The following is an 18,175-nucleotide window of genomic DNA, read 5'->3' on the forward strand; positions in this document are numbered from 1 at the left end:
TATTTAGAAAATACAAATAAACTAAAATGTATATTGAAAGGATGTATAAAATGAATATCAATGAATTTTTAAAGCATGTGAATCAAAGAAAACCTGTTTCTAGTGAATCAGAAATACATGAATTTATGGTTAAGTTAAGTAATGAGGCAATGAAAATCACAAGCAGGCTAAATTCCTCTTATCATGAACCAGAAGAAGTGCGTAGTTTATTTTCTGAGTTGATTGGAAAGAAAGTAGATGAATCATTTTTTATGTTTCCACCATTTTATACAGATTGTGGAAAGAATATTACCATAGGAAAAAATGTTTTTATAAACAGCAGTTGTCATTTTCAAGACCAAGGAGGTATTGAGATTGGAGATAATACTCAAATAGGGCATAATGTGGTATTGGCTACACTTAACCATGGTATTATGCCAGATAAACGCAGTACAACCTATCCTTCTCCAATCATAATAGGAAAAAATGTATGGATTGGTGCTAATGTAACTATTGTTTCAGGGGTTACTATTGGCGATAATGCAATTATTGCTGCTGGAGCAGTTGTAACCAAAAATGTTGCAGAAAATACTATTGTAGGTGGTGTTCCCGCAAAGCTTTTAAGGGTTATTGATTAAATCCCAGAATAAAATATTAAACTATTATTTAGTTATACAAATTTTTTATAACATAAAAAATAAATTGAGAAAAGGTATAGCAAATATGGTATTATTTAGTTAAATATATATAAGGGAGGGGTTACTTTTGATAAAAAAATTAGATGATATTTTAGAGCAACTTAAGGGAGGAGAGAAAATAGTACTTTCTGTAGCAGCAGCTCATGACAAAGAGGTTTTGATGGCAATAAAGGATGCTGTAGAGAGAAATATAATTACTCCTATATTAGTTGGAAATGAAGAAAAGATAAGAGATATATCAAAAGAAATAGGATTTGATTTAAATGGTATCAAAATAGTGGATAAGGATGATATCAAAGATTGTGCAGAAATAGCAGTTAAACTAGTATCAAGTAAAGAAGCTGATTTTGTAATGAAAGGATTATTAGATACATCAGTTATCTTAAAAGAGGTGTTAAATAAAGACTATGGTCTTAGAACTGATAGTTTATTAAGTCATGTAATGGTATATGAGTTAGAAAGATACCATAAATTACTTATAACTACAGATGGAGGTATGAACATAGCTCCTGATTATGAGCAAAAGGCAAAAATATTAAAAAATTCAATAAAGGCCGCAAAAGCTTTAGGTATGGAAACTGTAAAAGTTGCATGCTTAGCAGCTAAAGAAAAAGTAAATCCTAAGATGCAAGCAACTGTAGATGCAGATATGTTAGCAAAAGCTTGTAAAGAAGGAGAGTTTGGAGAGAATGTAATTGTAGAAGGACCTTTAGCTTTTGATTTAGCTGTTTCAAAAGAAGCTAGTGAAATAAAAGGATTTAAGAGTGAAGTATCTGGTGATGTAGATATTATGTTGGTTCCAACAATTGAGGTTGGTAATGGAATAGGGAAAGCCTTTACATATATGGCGGACTCTAAATCAGCAGGTATAATTATGGGTGCAAAAGCTCCTATAGTTTTAGTATCAAGAGCCGATTCACATGAATCTAAATTATATTCTATTGCATATGGTGCTATTGTGGCTAAGAGTATGAAATAAAATCAAGAGTATGAAATAAATGAATAAAAATAGAAAAAACAGTCAAAATGTCTAAATTAATGCAATATTAAAAAAATTTTATATAAAAAATAATTATGGCTTCAAATGAATATATACAAATGTTCAATTTGAAGCTATAATTAATATTAAAGTAGGAAAAATAAAAAAATTCAAAAAAATTAGTCCAAAAAATGCTATTCTAAGAAATTTTTACTAATTAAGTTTAGGGAGTAAAAATCTGTAACAAGTCTAAAAGTAATGAAAAATAATAAATACACAATCAACATATAAAAACGAAAAAATGACTAGAAATAATTCAAACTTGATTTAAAAAAAATCAAAACATAATTTAATTAAACTAAAGTATCAAAAAATAGGTTTAAGTATTAAAAAATAGCCAAAAACAGTAAGTAAAATTAACTTAAATTAGGTACCAAAAATTAAATTTTTATGTATTATCTAATTTTGTTAAAAAAATATTTAAATCTAAAGCAAAGTGTTGGAAATTAGTATATAATCAACTTAGAAAGCATTTATTTTATTATTTTATGACATGAAGTCAGTCACCTGGGGGATTTTAAAAATCAAAAAAAGGGGATAGGAATATGGATGAAAAAATGTTAACAATTGATTTAAACAGCCAGAAGATGATAGCAAAAGCTAGAGAAGAAGGCGTAGAAACAATGTATGATAGAAAAGAAGGCTTCAAGGCACAATGTGGTTTTGGTCTTCAAGGTGTTTGCTGTAGAATATGTGGAATGGGACCATGTAGAATAAGTCCTAAGACTCCAAGAGGGTTATGTGGAGCAGATGAACACACTATAGTAGGTAGAAACTTTGCAAGAATGGTTGCTGGTGGGACAGCTGCCCATTCAGACCATGCTAGAGATATTGCACATACATTAGCATTAGCTGATCCAAATGGAAACTATAAAATAAGAGATGAAGCTAAGTTAATAACTTTAGCTAAAGAATGGGATGTAGAGACAGAAGGTAGAGATATCTATGATGTAGCACATGAAGTGGCAGAAATTGCATTAATGGAGTTTGGGAAGCCTTTTGGAACATTAAGATTTATAAAAAATGCACCAGAACCAAGACAAAAAATATGGAAAGAATACGCTATAGAACCAAGAGCTATAGATAGAGAAATTGCAACAATAATGCACTCTACTCATATAGGATGTACTGGTGATATAGATAGTTTAATACACATGAGTCTTAGAACTTCTATGGCTGATGGTTGGGGAGGTTCTATGATAGGTACTCGTCTAAGCGATATCTTATTTGGAACTCCAGTGCCAAGAAGAACAGAGGCTAACTTAGCAGTATTAGAAGAAAATAAAGTTAATATAATATTACATGGACATGAGCCAGCATTATCTGAAATGATAGTTTTAGCTTCAGAAGAGCCAGACTTAGTAGCTTTAGCTAAAGAAGTTGGAGCTGATGGAATAAACTTAGCTGGTATGTGTTGTACAGGTAATGAGATTACAATGAGACATGGTGTAAGAATAGCAGGAGACTTCCATCAACAAGAACTTGCAATAATAACTGGAGCAGTAGAAGCTGTAATAGTTGACGTTCAATGTATATTCCCTGCATTAGCTAGAGTTGCAGATTGTTACCATACTAAATTTGTAACAACTTCTCCAAAAGCTAAAATAACAGGTTCAACTTATATTGAATTTAGAGAAGAACAAGCACTTGATGATGCTAAAGCAATAGTTAAAGAAGCTATTTTAAACTTTAAAAATAGAGATAAATCAAAAGTACTTATACCTGAATTAAAATCAGGGGCAACAGTTGGGTATAGTGTAGAAGCAGTAGTAAACCAATTAGATAGAGTTGTAAACTCTCATATAGACCCAGCAGGAACAGTTAAGCCATTAACAGACTGTTTAAAATCTGGAGTATTAAGAGGAGCAGCTGGTGTAGTTGGATGTAACAATGCTAAAGGAGTTTCAAATGAGGCTCACGTAACAATAATGAAAGAATTAATTAAAAATGACATAATAGTAGTTACTACAGGATGTGGTGCTTCAGCAGCAGCTAAATTTGGTTTAATGGAAACTGATGCAGCAGAAAAATATGCAGGTAAAGGTCTTGCAACTGTTTGTAAACTAGTAGGAATCCCACCAGTACTACATATGGGTTCTTGCGTTGATATAAGCCGTATATTAGATTTAGTTGGAGCAGCAGCTAATTACTTAGATATGGATATGTGTGACCTTCCAGTTGTAGGTATAGCTCCAGAGTGGATGTCAGAGAAAGCGGTTGCTATAGGATGTTATGTTGTAGCTTCTGGTATAGACACTTATTTAGGAATAATGCCTCCAATAACTGGTTCTTCAAGAGCAGTAGACATATTAACTAGCGAATTAAAAGATAAAGTTGGAGCGACATTTACTGTAAATACTAATCCAAAAGAATTAGCAGCTACAATAATAGAGGATATAGAGAAAAAACGTGTTCACTTTGAAGCATTAGTTGAAGAAAAAATGGCAGAAAAGGCTGAAGCTTAAGAGAGATAGAAACCATAGAAAAAACGATTTTATAAGAAATTTTATGGATGAATAAAGTCAAATGTTAAGGCAAAGAACATCGAAATATAACGAATATACTGAATAAATAAAATATAAACAATATAATGAAGAATAATAAAACTATACATGCTGCTTTGAAAAGCTAGTAAGGTAAATGTAATTGGTTCCTGTAAGGACTAGCTGTAGTTTATTTTTAGTGTACAAAAAATAAACAACTATAAAATTAACTGCATAAAAAGCAAATAGTAATAAAGGTGGTAGGGATTATGAAGATAGCAATAACAGGTAAAGGTGGAGTAGGTAAAACGACTTTTTCTTCAATGCTCTCTAGAATGTTTGCTGAAGACGGATACAGAGTTGTTGCTGTTGACGCTGACCCAGATGCTAATTTAGCTTTAGCACTAGGTTTTCCAAAAGAAGTATATGAATCAATAGTACCTATATCAGAAATGAAAAAATTAGTTTCAGATAGAACAGCTGCTTCTGTAGGTTCATTTGGAAAAATGTTTAAGATGAATCCTAAAGTTGACGATATCCCTGAAAATTTCTGTAAAGAATATAATGGAGTAAGATTACTTACATTAGGGACAGTAGATTCTGGTGGCACTGGATGTGTATGTCCAGAGCATGTTCTTTTAAAAAGATTATGTTCACATTTAATACTACAAAATAAAGATGTAGTTGTTATGGATATGGAAGCGGGAATTGAACACTTAGGAAGAGGAACAGCCCAAGGTGTAGATGCTTTTATAGTAGTTGTAGAACCAGGAGAAAGAAGTTTACAGACTTATAGAAAAGTAAAAAAACTTGGACATGATATAGGAGTAAATAAGGTATTTGTTGTAGGAAATAAAATTAGAAACAAAGAAGATGAAGAATTTATAATCAAAAACTTAGAAGATGGAGAATCTTTAGGATTTATTTATTACAATCAAGATGTTATAGATTCTGATAGAGCAAATCAATCTCCATATGATTCTAGTGAAACAACAAAAGCACAAATTAAAGCAATAAAAGATAAATTAATGTCACTTAAAGATAAATAGAATTTTGATTTGGGATTTTTAGGTTGGTTAAAGGTTAGACATAGGTAATAGATAGGTAATAAATAAGTAATTAGATAAATAACTAGCTATTAAGTTTGAATATTTTAATAGCTTAGTAGCTAGTTTTTAAGCAATTTTACATGTATAATTATCTTATAAAATATAATTTTTACATATTAATACAATTTTTACAAAAATTATATTTTAAATCTATTTAGGTTGTGGGAGGAGATTCAGTTATGGGATTTAAATCTGATATTGAAATAGCTCAAGAAGCTAAACCTCAAGATATTAGAGAGGTTGCAAAAAAATTAGGACTAGGTGAAGATGATGTAGAACTTTATGGTAAATACAAAGCCAAAGTTGACTACAATCTACTAAAAAGAGACACTGGTAAAAAAGCTAAGTTAATATTAACTACAGCTATAAACCCAACTCCAGCAGGTGAAGGAAAAACTACTACTACTATAGGTGTAGCTGATGCATTTGCAAAATTAGATAAAAATGTATTAGTTGCTTTAAGAGAACCATCTCTAGGACCAGTATTTGGTGTTAAAGGTGGAGCAGCTGGTGGAGGATATGCACAAGTTGTTCCTATGGAAGATATAAACTTACACTTTACAGGTGATTTCCATGCTATAGGAGCTGCTAATAACCTTTTAGCTGCTATGCTTGATAACCATATTCACCAAGGAAATGCTCTTAGAATAGACCCTAAGAAAATAACTTGGAGAAGATGTGTAGACATGAACGATAGACAACTTAGAAATATCGTTGATGGTATGGGTAAAAAAGGTGATGGAGCAGTTAGACAAGACGGATTTGATATAACTGTTGCTTCTGAGATAATGGCAGCATTCTGTTTGGCAAGTGATATATCTGACTTAAAAGAAAGATTAGGAAACATAATAGTAGGATATAGCTATGAGGGTGACCCTGTAACAGCTAGACAATTAAAAGCTAATGGTGCTATGGCTGCATTATTAAAAGATGCTTTAAAACCAAACTTAGTTCAAACTCTTGAAGGAACACCATCATTTGTACATGGTGGACCATTCGCAAATATCGCTCATGGATGTAACTCTGTTATAGCTACAAGAATGGCTATGCACTTTGCAGACTATGTAATAACTGAGGCTGGTTTCGGTGCTGACCTTGGAGCAGAAAAATTCTTAGATATAAAATGTAGAATGGCAAACTTAAAACCAGATGCTGTTATAATAGTTGCTACTGTAAGAGCATTAAAATACAATGGTGGAGTTGCTAAAGCAGACTTAAATAACGAAAACCTAGAAGCTCTTGAAAAAGGACTTCCAAACTTATTAAAACATGTTGAAAACATAACTCAAGTATATGGATTACCAGCAGTTGTTGCAATAAACAGATTCCCACTTGACACTGAAGCTGAACTTAAACTTGTTGAAGACAAGTGTAAAGAGTTAGGTGTAAATGTTGCTCTTTCTGAAGTATGGGCAAAAGGTGGAGAAGGTGGAGTTGCAGTAGCTAAAGAAGTTCTAAGATTATTAGATGAAGAAGAAAATAACTTTAGATTCTGCTATGAAGATGATTTATCTATAAAAGACAAGATAAATGCTATAGCTACTAAGATTTATGGAGCAGATGGTGTAGATTATACTCCAGAAGCTGATAAAGAAATAGCTAACTTAGAAAAACTTGGATTTACTAAGGTTCCAGTATGTATGGCTAAGACTCAGTATTCTTTAACTGATGACCAAACTAAATTAGGTAGACCAACAGGATTTAGAATAACTGTAAGACAAGCAGCAATCTCAGCAGGAGCTGGATTTATAGTTGCACTTACTGGAGAAATCATGAAGATGCCAGGATTACCAAAAGTTCCAGCAGCAGAAAAAATAGATGTTGATGAAAATGGAGTAATAGCTGGATTATTCTAAGCACATTAATTTATAAATAAAGAGTAGGAGATATCTTAAAATAGTTCGTAAAATATCTCGAATAATTTGAGATATTTTCCTACATCCTTTTAAGGAGGATTATCATGAAAATAGCAGATAAAACTTGTGTTGATTTTGTAGAGGTACTATCTTCTAAAGAAGCAGTACCAGGTGGCGGTGGAGCTGCTGCACTAGTTGGTGCAATTGGTATGGCTCTAGGCAGTATGGTATGTAATCTTACAATAGGAAAGAAAAAGTATGCTGAGTATGAAGAAAGCGTAAAAGAGATATTAAGTAAAGCTGGAAAACTAGAAAAAGATTTGTTAAAAATGATAGATGATGATGCAGAATGTTTCTTACCATTATCAAAAGCTTATGGGCTTCCTAAAGAAACAGAAGAAGAAAAAAGAATAAAAGCAGAGACAATGGAAAAAGCGCTTAAAGTTGCTTGTGAAGTACCATTAAATATAGTAAGAGTTTGCTATGAAGCTATTAAGTTACATGAAGATTTAGTTGATAAAGGTTCAAGACTTGCTATAAGCGATGTTGGTGTAGGAGTTCAATGTCTAAGAGCTGCTATACTTGGTGGACAATTAAATGTAGTTATAAATATAAATTCTATACAAGACAAGGAATATGTTGATAAAGTAAAAACAGAAGTAGATAAATTAGTTGAAGAAGGCGTAAAAACTTGTGATGAAGTTTATGCTAAGGTTGAAAAAGCTCTTGGAAAATAATTTTTAAATGACGAAAGTAAATACTATGTTGTTAATATGTAGTATATAGAATAAATTAATTTAAGTTTGCTTGTAGGGGAGTTGTGAATATATGGAAGGAATGTCAACTAAAGGACAAATTATAAAAGGAAAACCTGTAGCTGATAAGATTAGTGAAGAGTTAATAAAAGAAGTTGAGTTATTAGTTAAAGAAGGTATAAATCCTAAACTAACAATAGTTAGAGTTGGAGCAAGAAGTGACGATTTATCATATGAAAGAGGCGCATTAAAAAGATGTCAAAACATTGGTATAACAACAGAAGTGTTAGAGTTAGCTGAAGATATAACTCAAGAAGAATACATTGATGTATTAAAGAGAGTTAATGATGACAAAAATGTTAATGGTATATTATGTTTTAGACCTCTTCCAAAACACTTAAATGAAGAAGTTATAAAATATGTTATTGCACCAGAAAAAGATGTAGACTGTTTTAGTCCAATAAACTCTGCTAAAGTCATGGAAGGTGATAAGAGTGGATTCCCACCATGTACTCCTACAGCAGTAGTAGAAATATTAAAACATTATAATGTTGATTTAAAAGGAAGTAAGGTAACAGTTCTTGGAAGATCAATGGTTGTTGGGAAGCCAGTATCAATGCTTTTATTAAGTGAACATGCAACTGTTACAATATGTCACTCAAAGACTAAAAATTTATCAGGTGTAGCAGCAGACGCGGATGTATTAATAGCAGCTATTGGTAGAGCTAAGATGGTTGATGAAACTTTTGTTAAAGATGGGGCAGTAGTTATAGACGTTGGTATAAATGTTGATGAAGAAGGAAATTTATGTGGAGATGTTGATACAAATGCAGTTTTAGATAAAGTATCAATGATAACTCCAGTTCCAGCAGGGGTTGGTTCAGTTACAACATCTATACTTGCAAAACATGTAGTTAAAGCTTGTAAATTACAAAATAATAAATAGATATATATAAGTGGAAGGTTTAGGGGGGAAGTAGATATGATAATTTCTGAAAATAAACCATTAGAAGAAGTACTAGGGTACTTAAAGAATTTTGACAAGCTAGTTTTAGTGGGTTGTAATCAATGTGCAGCGACTTGTAAAAGTGGTGGAGAAGAAGAAGTTCTAAAAATGAAAGAAACTCTTGAAGGTGAAGGCAAAAAAATCTTAGGATATGTAATGCTTGACCCTGCTTGTAACCTTTTAAAGTCTAAAAAGGATTTAAAGGCTCTAAAAGAAGAGACTAAAGAAGCTGATGCAGTTTTATCTTTAGCATGTGGAGATGGTACACAGACAATAGTTAAGAACCTAAAAGATAAACCAGTTTATCCAGCGAACAATACTTTGTTCATAGGGGAAGTACAAAGGGTTGGAGAATACGAAGAAGCTTGTAAAGCTTGTGGAGACTGCGAACTTGGTTGGACAGGTGGGATATGTCCAGTAACTATGTGTGCTAAAGGTCTTATGAATGGAGCTTGTGGTGGAGCTAAAAATGGTAAGTGTGAAGTAAATGCAGAGAATGATTGTGCTTGGATAAAGATATATGAAAGATTAGAATCTATAGGACAAATAGGCAACTTAGCAGAAATAAGACCACCAAAAGACTATTCTAAGCAAAATAATCCAAGAAGTTTAAGTGCAAAGAAAAAGAAAGAAGCAGCAGCAAATTCATAAAAGTTTTTTTTAGAAGGTTAAAAGGGGGATTAGAGATGAGCTTATTAAGAGAAACATTAGAAAGTGGAAAATTTGCAGTTACTACTGAAATGGCTCCTCCAAAAGGGACTGACCTTTCACATTTAATAGAATGTGCAAAGCCATTAGTTGGAAGGGTTCATGCAGCAAATGTAACAGACTTTCAATCAGCAGTTATGAGAGCAACTTCTCTTGCTACATGTAAATTACTAAAAGATGCTGGATTAGAGCCAGTTATTCAAATAACAGGGAGAGATAGAAATAGAATAGCTATACAAGGGGAAATGTTGTCAGCAGGTGTATTTGGGATAAACAATCTGTTGGCACTAACAGGAGACCATACTAGCGTAGGAGACCATCCACAAGCTAAGGGAGTCTTTGATTTAGACTCTGTAGGGATACTTCAAACTGCTGAGACTTTAATGGCAGGTACGGACATGGCTGGTAATAAATTAAAGGGTTCTCCAGATTTTTATCTAGGAGCATCAGTAACTCCAGAATATTCTCCAATAGAAGTTCAATTATTAAAAATGCAAAAGAAAATAAAAGCAGGAGCTAAATTTTTCCAAACTCAAGCACTTTATGACATAAATACAATGAGAAAGTTTAGAGAATTAACAAGGGATATGGATTGCAAGGTATTAGCAGGGATAGTACCTTTAAAATCACCAGGAATGGCCAAATTTATGACTGCAAATGTACCAGGAATATTTGTTCCAGATGAACAAATCGAAAGATTAAGAGCAGTTGGAAAAGAAAACTGGGTAAGTGAAGGAATAAAAATGGCAGGAGAACTTATCAAACAATTAAAAGAAGAAGATTTATGTGATGGTGTTCATATAATGGCAATTGGGGCAGAAGAGAATATACCTGCTATACTAGATGCCGCAGGTTTATAGTATTGTAATATTATAGATTATATAAGGTTTGGGGGAATTAAGGATGAAGATAGTAGTAGTAGGTGGTGGACCAGGTGGATATGTAGCAGCTATAAAAGCTTCTATGCTTGGTGCAGAGGTAACAGTTATTGAAAAAAGAAGAGTTGGAGGAACTTGTTTAAATGCAGGATGTATACCAACTAAAGCACTTCTTGCTTCTTCTGGAGTATTAAACACTGTAAGAGAAGCAAAAGATTTTGGTATAGAAATAGATGGAACAGTTACACCAAACTTCACTGCCATAATGGAAAGAAAAAATAAAGTTGTAAATCAATTAATAAGTGGTATAGAATTCCTATTTGAAAAAAGAGGAGTAAAACTAGTTAATGGTTTTGGAAAATTAATTGATAAGAATACTATAGAGGTAACAAAAGAAGATGGAACAGTAGAGACTATAAAAGCTGACAAGATAATACTAGCAAATGGTTCTGTTCCAGTTGTACCAAGAATGTTCCCATATGATGGAAAAATAGTAATAACTAGTGATGAAGTTCTTGGACTTGAAGAGATACCTGAATCTATGTTAATAGTAGGTGGTGGAGTTATAGGATGTGAAATAGGGCAGTTCTTTAGAGCCTTAGGAACAGAAGTAACTATAGTTGAGATGGTTGACCAAATACTATTAAATGAAGATAAAGATGTAGCTAAACAACTGCTTAGACAATTTAAGAAAGATAAAATTAAAGTTATCACAGGTATTGGAGTACAAACTTGTGAAGTAGTTGATGGCAAAGCTGTTGCAACTCTTTCTAATGGAAAGGTTATAGAAGCACAATATGCACTAGTATGTGTTGGTAGAAGACCTAACCTTGATAATTCTGGAGTAGAAGATATAGGAATTGAAATGGAAAGAGGAAAAGTAGTAGTTAATGAGCATCTTGAAACTAATGTAGAAGGTATATACGCAATAGGTGATATAATAGATACTCCTTTCTTAGCACATGTTGCTTCTAAGGAAGGTATCGTAGCAGTTGAAAATGCCTTAGGTAAGACTAAAGTAGTAGATTATAGAGCAATTCCAAGATGTGTTTATACAGAGCCTGAAGTTGCTGGTGTTGGTAAAACTGAAAAGCAACTTGAAGCTGAAGGTGTAGAATACAATGTAGGTCAATTTGACTTTAGAGGTCTTGGAAAAGCACAAGCTATAGGACATTTCCAAGGATTTGTAAAGATTATAGCTGATAAAGAAACAGATAAAATAATAGGTGCAGCAGTAGTAGGACCTCATGCTACAGATTTATTAACTGAGTTGTCACTAGCTGTTCATCTAGGATTAACAGTAGAACAAGTAGGGGATGCAATACATCCACATCCAAGTTTATCAGAAGGACTAATGGAAGCTCTTCATGATGTACATGGTGAATGTGTTCATTCTGTACCTAAATTATAATACGTAAACAGAGTACATAAGGCTCTGTGGCTGATTTAAGGGGGAAGTCTTAAAATGGGATACAATATAGCTGTTGCAGGAAAAGGTGGAACTGGTAAAACAAGTCTCACAGGGCTTTTGATTGATTATTTGGTTAAGGACAATAAGGGACCAGTATTAGTTGTAGATGCTGATGCTAATGCTAACATAAATGAAGTATTAGGTATCGAAGTTGAAGCAACGATAGGAGAAATAAGAGAAGAAGTAAATCAAAGAGAAAAGTTAGGCAATGCATTCCCTGGTGGTATGACAAAAGCACAATATCTACAATTTAGATTGAACTCTATAATTGAAGAAGGCGAAGGATATGACTTATTAGTAATGGGTAGATCAGAAGGTGAAGGATGTTACTGTTTTGTAAATGGAATACTTAGAGAACAAGTAAATAAAATATCTGGTCATTACAAATACTTAGTCATGGACAACGAAGCTGGTATGGAACATCTAAGTAGAAAAGTCACTAGACATGTTGATACACTTTTATTGGTTAGTGATTGCTCAAGACGTAGCATACAAGCTGTTGCTAGAATAAGAGATTTAGCTGAGGAACTAAAGTTAAATGTTGGAAGAATACTTCTAATTGTAAATAAAGTTCCAAATGGGGTTATGAATGATGGTGTTAAAGAAGAAATTGAAAAACATAACCTAGAGTTAATCGGTGTTGTACCTATGGATGAATTGATATATGAATATGATTCTACAGGTATTCCTTTAGTTAATTTACCTGAAGATTCAAAATCTAAAGTGGCTATGAAAGAGATTTTTGCTAAATTAGAATTAAAATAGGTTTAAGGGGGAAAAAAATATGGCATTTAAAATGTCTACTCAAAAATATTCTGGAAAAATATCAGAAGTTGAAGTAGGAATAGGGGAAAAGGCAATTAAATTAGGTGGGGAAAATGTATTACCTTTTTATAGTTTTGATGGAGAAGTAGGGCATTCTCCAAAAATAGGTATAGAAATATCAGACGTTTATCCTGAAAGCTGGACTGATTCATATAAAGAGTTATACAAAGATGTAGCTAAGTGTCCGGTAGAATGGGCTAAATATGTTGAAGCTAATACACAAGCAGACTTTATTTGCTTAAAATTTGATGGTTCTGACCCAAATGGATTAGATAAGTCAGTTGATGAATGTGCTGATGTAGCTAAAGCAGTAATTGAAGCAATAGAATTACCTTTAGTTGTAGCAGGTTCAGGAAATCATGAAAAAGATGGTAAATTGTTTGAAAAATTAGCTCAAACATTAGATGGGCATAACTGCTTATTTATGTCAGCAGTAGAAGATAACTACAAAGGAGTAGGAGCATCAGCTGGTATGGCTTATGCACACAAAGTTGGAGCTGAATCTTCTGTTGATATAAACCTAGCTAAACAATTAAACGTACTGTTAACTCAATTAGGCGTTAAAGGTGAAAATATAGTTATGAATGTTGGATGTTCAGCAGTTGGTTATGGATATGAGTATGTTGCATCTACTATGGATAGAATTAGACTTGCAGCATTTGGTCAAAATGATAAGACATTACAAATGCCTATCATAACACCAGTAGCTTTTGAAGTAGGTCATGTTAAAGAAGCTATAGCTCCAATAGAAGATGAGCCAGATTGGGGTTGTCCAGAAGAAAGAACTATAGCAATGGAAGTTTCAACTGCAGCAAGTGTTTTAGTAGGTGGTTCAAACGCAGTTATACTTCGTCATCCAAAATCAATAGAAACTATAAAAGAATTGGTTAACGCATTAGCTTAATTAAATTGTTAAGGTTAGGGGGAAAAAATAATGGCATTAAAAGCTTTAGATATATTTAAATTAACACCAAAGAAAAACTGTAAGGATTGTGGATTCCCAACTTGTATGGCTTTCTCTATGAAGGTTGCTTCAGGAGCTGTAGAAGTAGGTAAATGCCCACACATGTCTGATGACGCTATAGCGAAATTATCAGAAGCTACAGCACCTTTAATGAAAGCTTTAAAAGTTGGTACTGGTGCATCTGAATATGAACTAGGTGGAGAAACAGTATTATTTAGACATGAAAAAACATTAGTAAGTAGAAATAGATATGCAGTTTCATTCTGTACTTGTATGAGTGATGAGGCAGTAGATTCTAAAATAGCTAACATGAAAAAAGTTGACTATGTAAGAATTGGTGAACAAATGAAAGTTGAAATGGTTGTTTTAGAGTACTGTGGAGATAAAGATGCATACTTAAAATTAATAGATAAGATAAAAGGCAGTGGATTAGAAGTAGCTTACATTTTAGCTTGTGATGATGCGCAAGTAGTTAAAGAAGCTGCTGAAGTATTAAAAGATGCTAGACCAATGGTATATGGAGCAACTAAAGAGAACTACAAAGATATGATAGAAGTAGTTAAAGGAGCAAGTTTACCATTAGGTGTAAAAGCTGGTAGCCTAGAAGAATTATATGAAACAGTTGAATTAGTTCAAGCTGCTGGATATAAAGAATTAGTATTAGATGTAACTGGAGAAAACATAAAAGATACTTACACTAATGCTATACAAGTTAGAAGAATAGCTTTAAAAGAGCAAGATAGAACATTTGGATATCCTTCAATAGTATTTGCAAATAGATTATCTAATTCTAACCCTATGATGGAAATTGCCTTATCATCAATATTTACTATAAAATACGGTTCTATAATAGTAATAGATGATATCAGTTACGCTAAGGCATTACCATTATTTGCACTAAGACAAAATATATACACTGACCCACAAAGACCAATGAGAGTTGAACCAAAGATTTACCCAATCAATAACCCAGATGAAAATTCTCCAGTATTAGTTACTGTTGACTTTGCATTAACTTACTTCATAGTTGCTGGAGACATAGAAAGATCAAAAGTTCCAGTATGGTTAGTAATACCAGATGCAGGTGGATATTCAGTTCTTACATCTTGGGCTGCTGGTAAATTTGGTGGAAATTCAATCTCTGCTTTCATTAAAGAAAGTAAAGTAGAAGAAGTAACTAATTGTAAAGACCTTATCATTCCAGGAAAAGTTGCAGTACTTAAAGGTGATATAGAAGACAACTTACCAGGATGGAGTGTAGTTATAGGACCAGAAGAATCTATGGAATTACCTAAGTTCTTAAAAGGATACCAAGAAAAAGCATGCCAAACAAACTAATAAAATATTAACTAACTATTAATATTAAATTTAAAGGGGGACATTATAAATGGAAAAATTTATGATTATAGGTGAAAGAATACACTGTATCTCACCTTCAATAAGAAAGGCATTAGCAGAAAGAGATCCAGCTCCAATATTAAAAAGAGCAAAAGAACAATTAGAAGCAGGAGCACATTATATAGATTTCAACATAGGACCTGCTGAAAGAGATGGCGAAGAAATAATGACATGGGGAATCAAATTACTTCAATCTGAGTTCAACAATGTTCCTATAGCTCTAGATACAGCTAATAAAAAAGCTATCGAAGCTGGACTTAAAGTTTATGATAGAACTAATGCAAAACCAATAATAAACTCTGCTGATGCTGGCTCAAGATTTGATTTAATAGATATAGCAGCTGAATATGAATCAATGGTTATAGGTTTATGTGCAAAAGAAGGTATCCCAAGAGATAATGATGAGCGTATGGCTTACTGCCAAGAAATATTAGAAAAAGGCTTAATGTTAGGAATGGAACCAACTGATATATTATTCGACCCATTATGCTTAGTTATAAAAGGTATGCAAGAAAAACAAGTAGAAGTTTTAGAAGCTATAAAAATGATGACTGAAATGGGACTTTTAACTACAGGAGGATTATCTAACGTATCTAATGGATGTCCTAAACATGTTAGACCTGTTTTAGATAGTGCATTCTTAGCAATGGCAATGGCTAATGGATTTAGTTCAGCTATAATGAATCCATGTGACCCAGAATTAATGAAAACTGTAAAATCTTGTGACATAATCAATGGGGCATCTTTATATGCAGACTCTTTCTTAGAGTTAAATGAAGGTGGATTTGCTTTCTAGGGTTTTTAGGGTATAGTTAATAAAAAATAGGTGTAAATATTAAAGGGGGAAATAGAATGAATCTATATAATATAATCTTTACAGGGTCAGAACAAGCTTTAGGTGCAGCTCAAGCTATGCTAGCTGAAGCTATAGAAAAAAACGGAAAAGAACATAAAGTTGCTTTCCCTGATACAGCATATTCATTACCTTGTATATATGCTGCAACAGGACAAAAAATGAACACTTTAGGGGACTTAGAAGCTGCTTTAGAAGTAGTAAAATCTTTAATAAACAGAACTCATTTATTAGAACATGCTTTTAATGCTGGTTTAGCTACAGCTTTAGCCGCAGAAGTAATTGAAGCATTAAAATACTCAACTATGGATGCTCCATATAGTGAGCCATGTGCAGGTCATATAACTGACCCTATAATCAGATCACTTGGTGTACCACTAGTTACAGGAGATATACCTGGTGTTGCAGTTGTTCTTGGTGAATGTCCTGATGCTGAATCAGCAGCAAAAGTTATAAAAGATTACCAATCTAAAGGTTTATTAACTTTCTTAGTTGGTAAAGTTATAGACCAAGCTATAGAAGCTGGAGTAAAAATGGGTCTTGAACTAAGAGTTATACCTCTAGGATACGATGTAACTTCTGTTATACACGTTGTATCTGTTGCAGTAAGAGCAGCATTAATATTCGGTGGATTAACTCCTGGTGATTTAAATGGATTATTAGAGTACACATCTAATAGAGTTCCTGCATTTGTTAATGCATTTGGACCATTAAGTGAATTAGTTGTATCTGCTGGTGCTGGAGCAATAGCTTTAGGATTCCCAGTTGTAACTGACCAAACAGTTCTTGAAGTTCCAATGAACTTATTAACTCAAAAAGATTACGATAAGATAGTAGCTACTTCATTAGAAGCTAGAGGAATAAAAATAAAAGTTACTGAAATACCTATACCAGTTTCATTTGCAGCAGCATTTGAAGGTGAGAGAATTAGAAAGAGCGATATGTTTGCTGAGTTTGGTGGAAATAGAACTGAAGCTTGGGAACTTGTTGTTAAGAAAGAAGCAGCAGAAGTTGAAGACCATAAGATAGAAATAATAGGACCAAATATAGATGAAGTTGAGGCAGATGGTGTATTGAGATTACCACTTGCTGTAATAGTTAAGATAGCTGGTAAAAACATGCAAGAAGATTTCGAGCCAGTTCTTGAGAGACGTTTCCACTACTTCTTAAACTATATAGAAGGTGTAATGCACGTTGGACAAAGAGATATGGCTTGGGTAAGAATCTCTAAAGATGCATTTGATAAAGGATTTAGACTTGAGCATATAGGAGAAGTTTTATATGCTAAAATGTTAGATGAATTTGAATCAGTAGTTGATAAGTGTGAAATAACTATAATTACAGATGCTGAAAAAGTTTCTGAATTAAAAGGTGAAGCAATAGCTAAGTACAATGCTAGAGATGAAAGATTAGCTTCATTAATTGATGAAAGTGTTGATACTTTCTATTCTTGTAACTTATGTCAATCATTTGCACCAGCTCACGTTTGTGTTGTTACTCCTGAAAGACTTGGTCTTTGTGGAGCAGTTAGCTGGTTAGATGCTAAGGCTACTAAAGAACTAGACCCAACAGGTCCTTGTCAACCAATAGAAAAAGGCGAGTGCTTAGACGATAGAACAGGTGTATGGAATTCAGTAAATGAAACTGTAAACCAAATATCTCAAGGTGCAGTTGAAGCTGTTACATTATACTCTATATTAGAAGACCCTATGACTTCTTGTGGATGCTTCGAGTGTATCTGTGGTATAATGCCAGAAGCAAATGGATTTGTTGTAGTTAATAGAGAGTTCCCAAGTGTTACTCCAGTTGGTATGACTTTCGGAGAACTTGCTTCTATGACAGGTGGAGGAGTTCAAACTCCAGGATTCATGGGACATGGAAGACATTTCATATCTTCTAAAAAGTTTGCTTATGCAGAAGGTGGACCAGAAAGAATAGTTTGGATGCCAAAAGAATTAAAAGATTATGTAGCTGATAAATTAAATGCTACAGTTAAAGAAATGACTGGAATAGAAAACTTCTGTGATATGGTTTGTGATGAAACTATAGCTGACGATTCTGAAGGCGTATTAGCTTTCTTAGAAGAAAAAGGTCATCCAGCATTAGCTATGGAAAGTGTAATGTAATTGATGGAAAATTTAAAATAGTGTGAT

Annotated in this window: 15 protein-coding genes; all 15 read left to right on the forward strand. The window is 33.1% G+C overall.

The features are described 5' to 3' along the window. Nucleotides 1–50: 50 nt before the first annotated feature. The 15 genes from ACTG46_RS03995 to acsB all read left to right on the forward strand — a co-directional run bounded on the left by ACTG46_RS03995 (nucleotide 51) and on the right by acsB (nucleotide 18,148). Nucleotides 51–617: a DapH/DapD/GlmU-related protein gene (locus tag ACTG46_RS03995; RefSeq protein ID WP_054269248.1), complete on the forward strand. Its 567-nt coding sequence runs from the start codon at nucleotides 51–53 to the stop codon at nucleotides 615–617. Between the two features lie 127 nt (nucleotides 618–744). Then, nucleotides 745–1,656 (forward strand): bifunctional enoyl-CoA hydratase/phosphate acetyltransferase, encoded by a 912-nt coding sequence (locus ACTG46_RS04000; protein WP_479923660.1) that lies wholly within the window; start codon nucleotides 745–747, stop codon nucleotides 1,654–1,656. A gap of 605 nt (nucleotides 1,657–2,261) precedes the next feature. After that, nucleotides 2,262–4,181 (forward strand): anaerobic carbon-monoxide dehydrogenase catalytic subunit, encoded by a 1,920-nt coding sequence (gene cooS / locus ACTG46_RS04005; protein WP_021383498.1) that lies wholly within the window; start codon nucleotides 2,262–2,264, stop codon nucleotides 4,179–4,181. 287 nt (nucleotides 4,182–4,468) lie between these two features. Next, nucleotides 4,469–5,248: an ATP-binding protein gene (locus ACTG46_RS04010; RefSeq protein ID WP_054269251.1), complete on the forward strand. Its 780-nt coding sequence runs from the start codon at nucleotides 4,469–4,471 to the stop codon at nucleotides 5,246–5,248. Nucleotides 5,249–5,487: 239 nt separating this feature from the next. Beyond that, on the forward strand, nucleotides 5,488–7,164 hold the full coding sequence (locus ACTG46_RS04015) for a formate--tetrahydrofolate ligase (RefSeq protein ID WP_021383446.1): 1,677 nt from the start codon (nucleotides 5,488–5,490) through the stop codon (nucleotides 7,162–7,164). 104 nt (nucleotides 7,165–7,268) lie between these two features. Then, on the forward strand, nucleotides 7,269–7,901 hold the full coding sequence (locus ACTG46_RS04020; RefSeq protein WP_054269252.1) for a cyclodeaminase/cyclohydrolase family protein: 633 nt from the start codon (nucleotides 7,269–7,271) through the stop codon (nucleotides 7,899–7,901). Nucleotides 7,902–7,992: 91 nt separating this feature from the next. Next, a complete protein-coding gene (locus tag ACTG46_RS04025; protein ID WP_054276053.1) occupies nucleotides 7,993–8,865 on the forward strand; it encodes a bifunctional 5,10-methylenetetrahydrofolate dehydrogenase/5,10-methenyltetrahydrofolate cyclohydrolase in 873 nt (290 codons plus the stop codon). Nucleotides 8,866–8,901: 36 nt separating this feature from the next. Next, nucleotides 8,902–9,576 (forward strand): methylenetetrahydrofolate reductase C-terminal domain-containing protein, encoded by a 675-nt coding sequence (locus tag ACTG46_RS04030; protein ID WP_479923661.1) that lies wholly within the window; start codon nucleotides 8,902–8,904, stop codon nucleotides 9,574–9,576. 35 nt (nucleotides 9,577–9,611) lie between these two features. Next, on the forward strand, nucleotides 9,612–10,493 hold the full coding sequence (locus tag ACTG46_RS04035) for a methylenetetrahydrofolate reductase (RefSeq protein ID WP_021383473.1): 882 nt from the start codon (nucleotides 9,612–9,614) through the stop codon (nucleotides 10,491–10,493). A gap of 43 nt (nucleotides 10,494–10,536) precedes the next feature. Next, on the forward strand, nucleotides 10,537–11,922 hold the full coding sequence (gene lpdA / locus ACTG46_RS04040; protein ID WP_021383534.1) for a dihydrolipoyl dehydrogenase: 1,386 nt from the start codon (nucleotides 10,537–10,539) through the stop codon (nucleotides 11,920–11,922). Between the two features lie 54 nt (nucleotides 11,923–11,976). Then, complete coding sequence (locus ACTG46_RS04045) at nucleotides 11,977–12,747, forward strand: carbon monoxide dehydrogenase accessory protein CooC (RefSeq protein WP_021383511.1); 771 nt, start codon at nucleotides 11,977–11,979, stop codon at nucleotides 12,745–12,747. 19 nt (nucleotides 12,748–12,766) lie between these two features. Further along, complete coding sequence (gene acsD / locus ACTG46_RS04050; RefSeq protein WP_054269254.1) at nucleotides 12,767–13,711, forward strand: acetyl-CoA decarbonylase/synthase complex subunit delta; 945 nt, start codon at nucleotides 12,767–12,769, stop codon at nucleotides 13,709–13,711. A gap of 30 nt (nucleotides 13,712–13,741) precedes the next feature. Next, nucleotides 13,742–15,109: an acetyl-CoA decarbonylase/synthase complex subunit gamma gene (gene acsC / locus ACTG46_RS04055; RefSeq protein WP_054269255.1), complete on the forward strand. Its 1,368-nt coding sequence runs from the start codon at nucleotides 13,742–13,744 to the stop codon at nucleotides 15,107–15,109. 49 nt (nucleotides 15,110–15,158) lie between these two features. Next, the gene (acsE, locus tag ACTG46_RS04060; RefSeq protein WP_021383485.1) at nucleotides 15,159–15,965 is read left to right on the forward strand and encodes a carbon monoxide dehydrogenase/acetyl-CoA synthase methytransferase subunit; all 807 of its coding nucleotides are present in this window, start codon (nucleotides 15,159–15,161) and stop codon (nucleotides 15,963–15,965) included. A 56-nt stretch (nucleotides 15,966–16,021) separates the two neighbouring features. Next, complete coding sequence (gene acsB / locus ACTG46_RS04065) at nucleotides 16,022–18,148, forward strand: acetyl-CoA decarbonylase/synthase complex subunit alpha/beta (protein ID WP_054269256.1); 2,127 nt, start codon at nucleotides 16,022–16,024, stop codon at nucleotides 18,146–18,148. Nucleotides 18,149–18,175: the final 27 nt, after the last annotated feature.

This window comes from Clostridioides sp. LIBA-7678 (assembly GCF_056716065.1).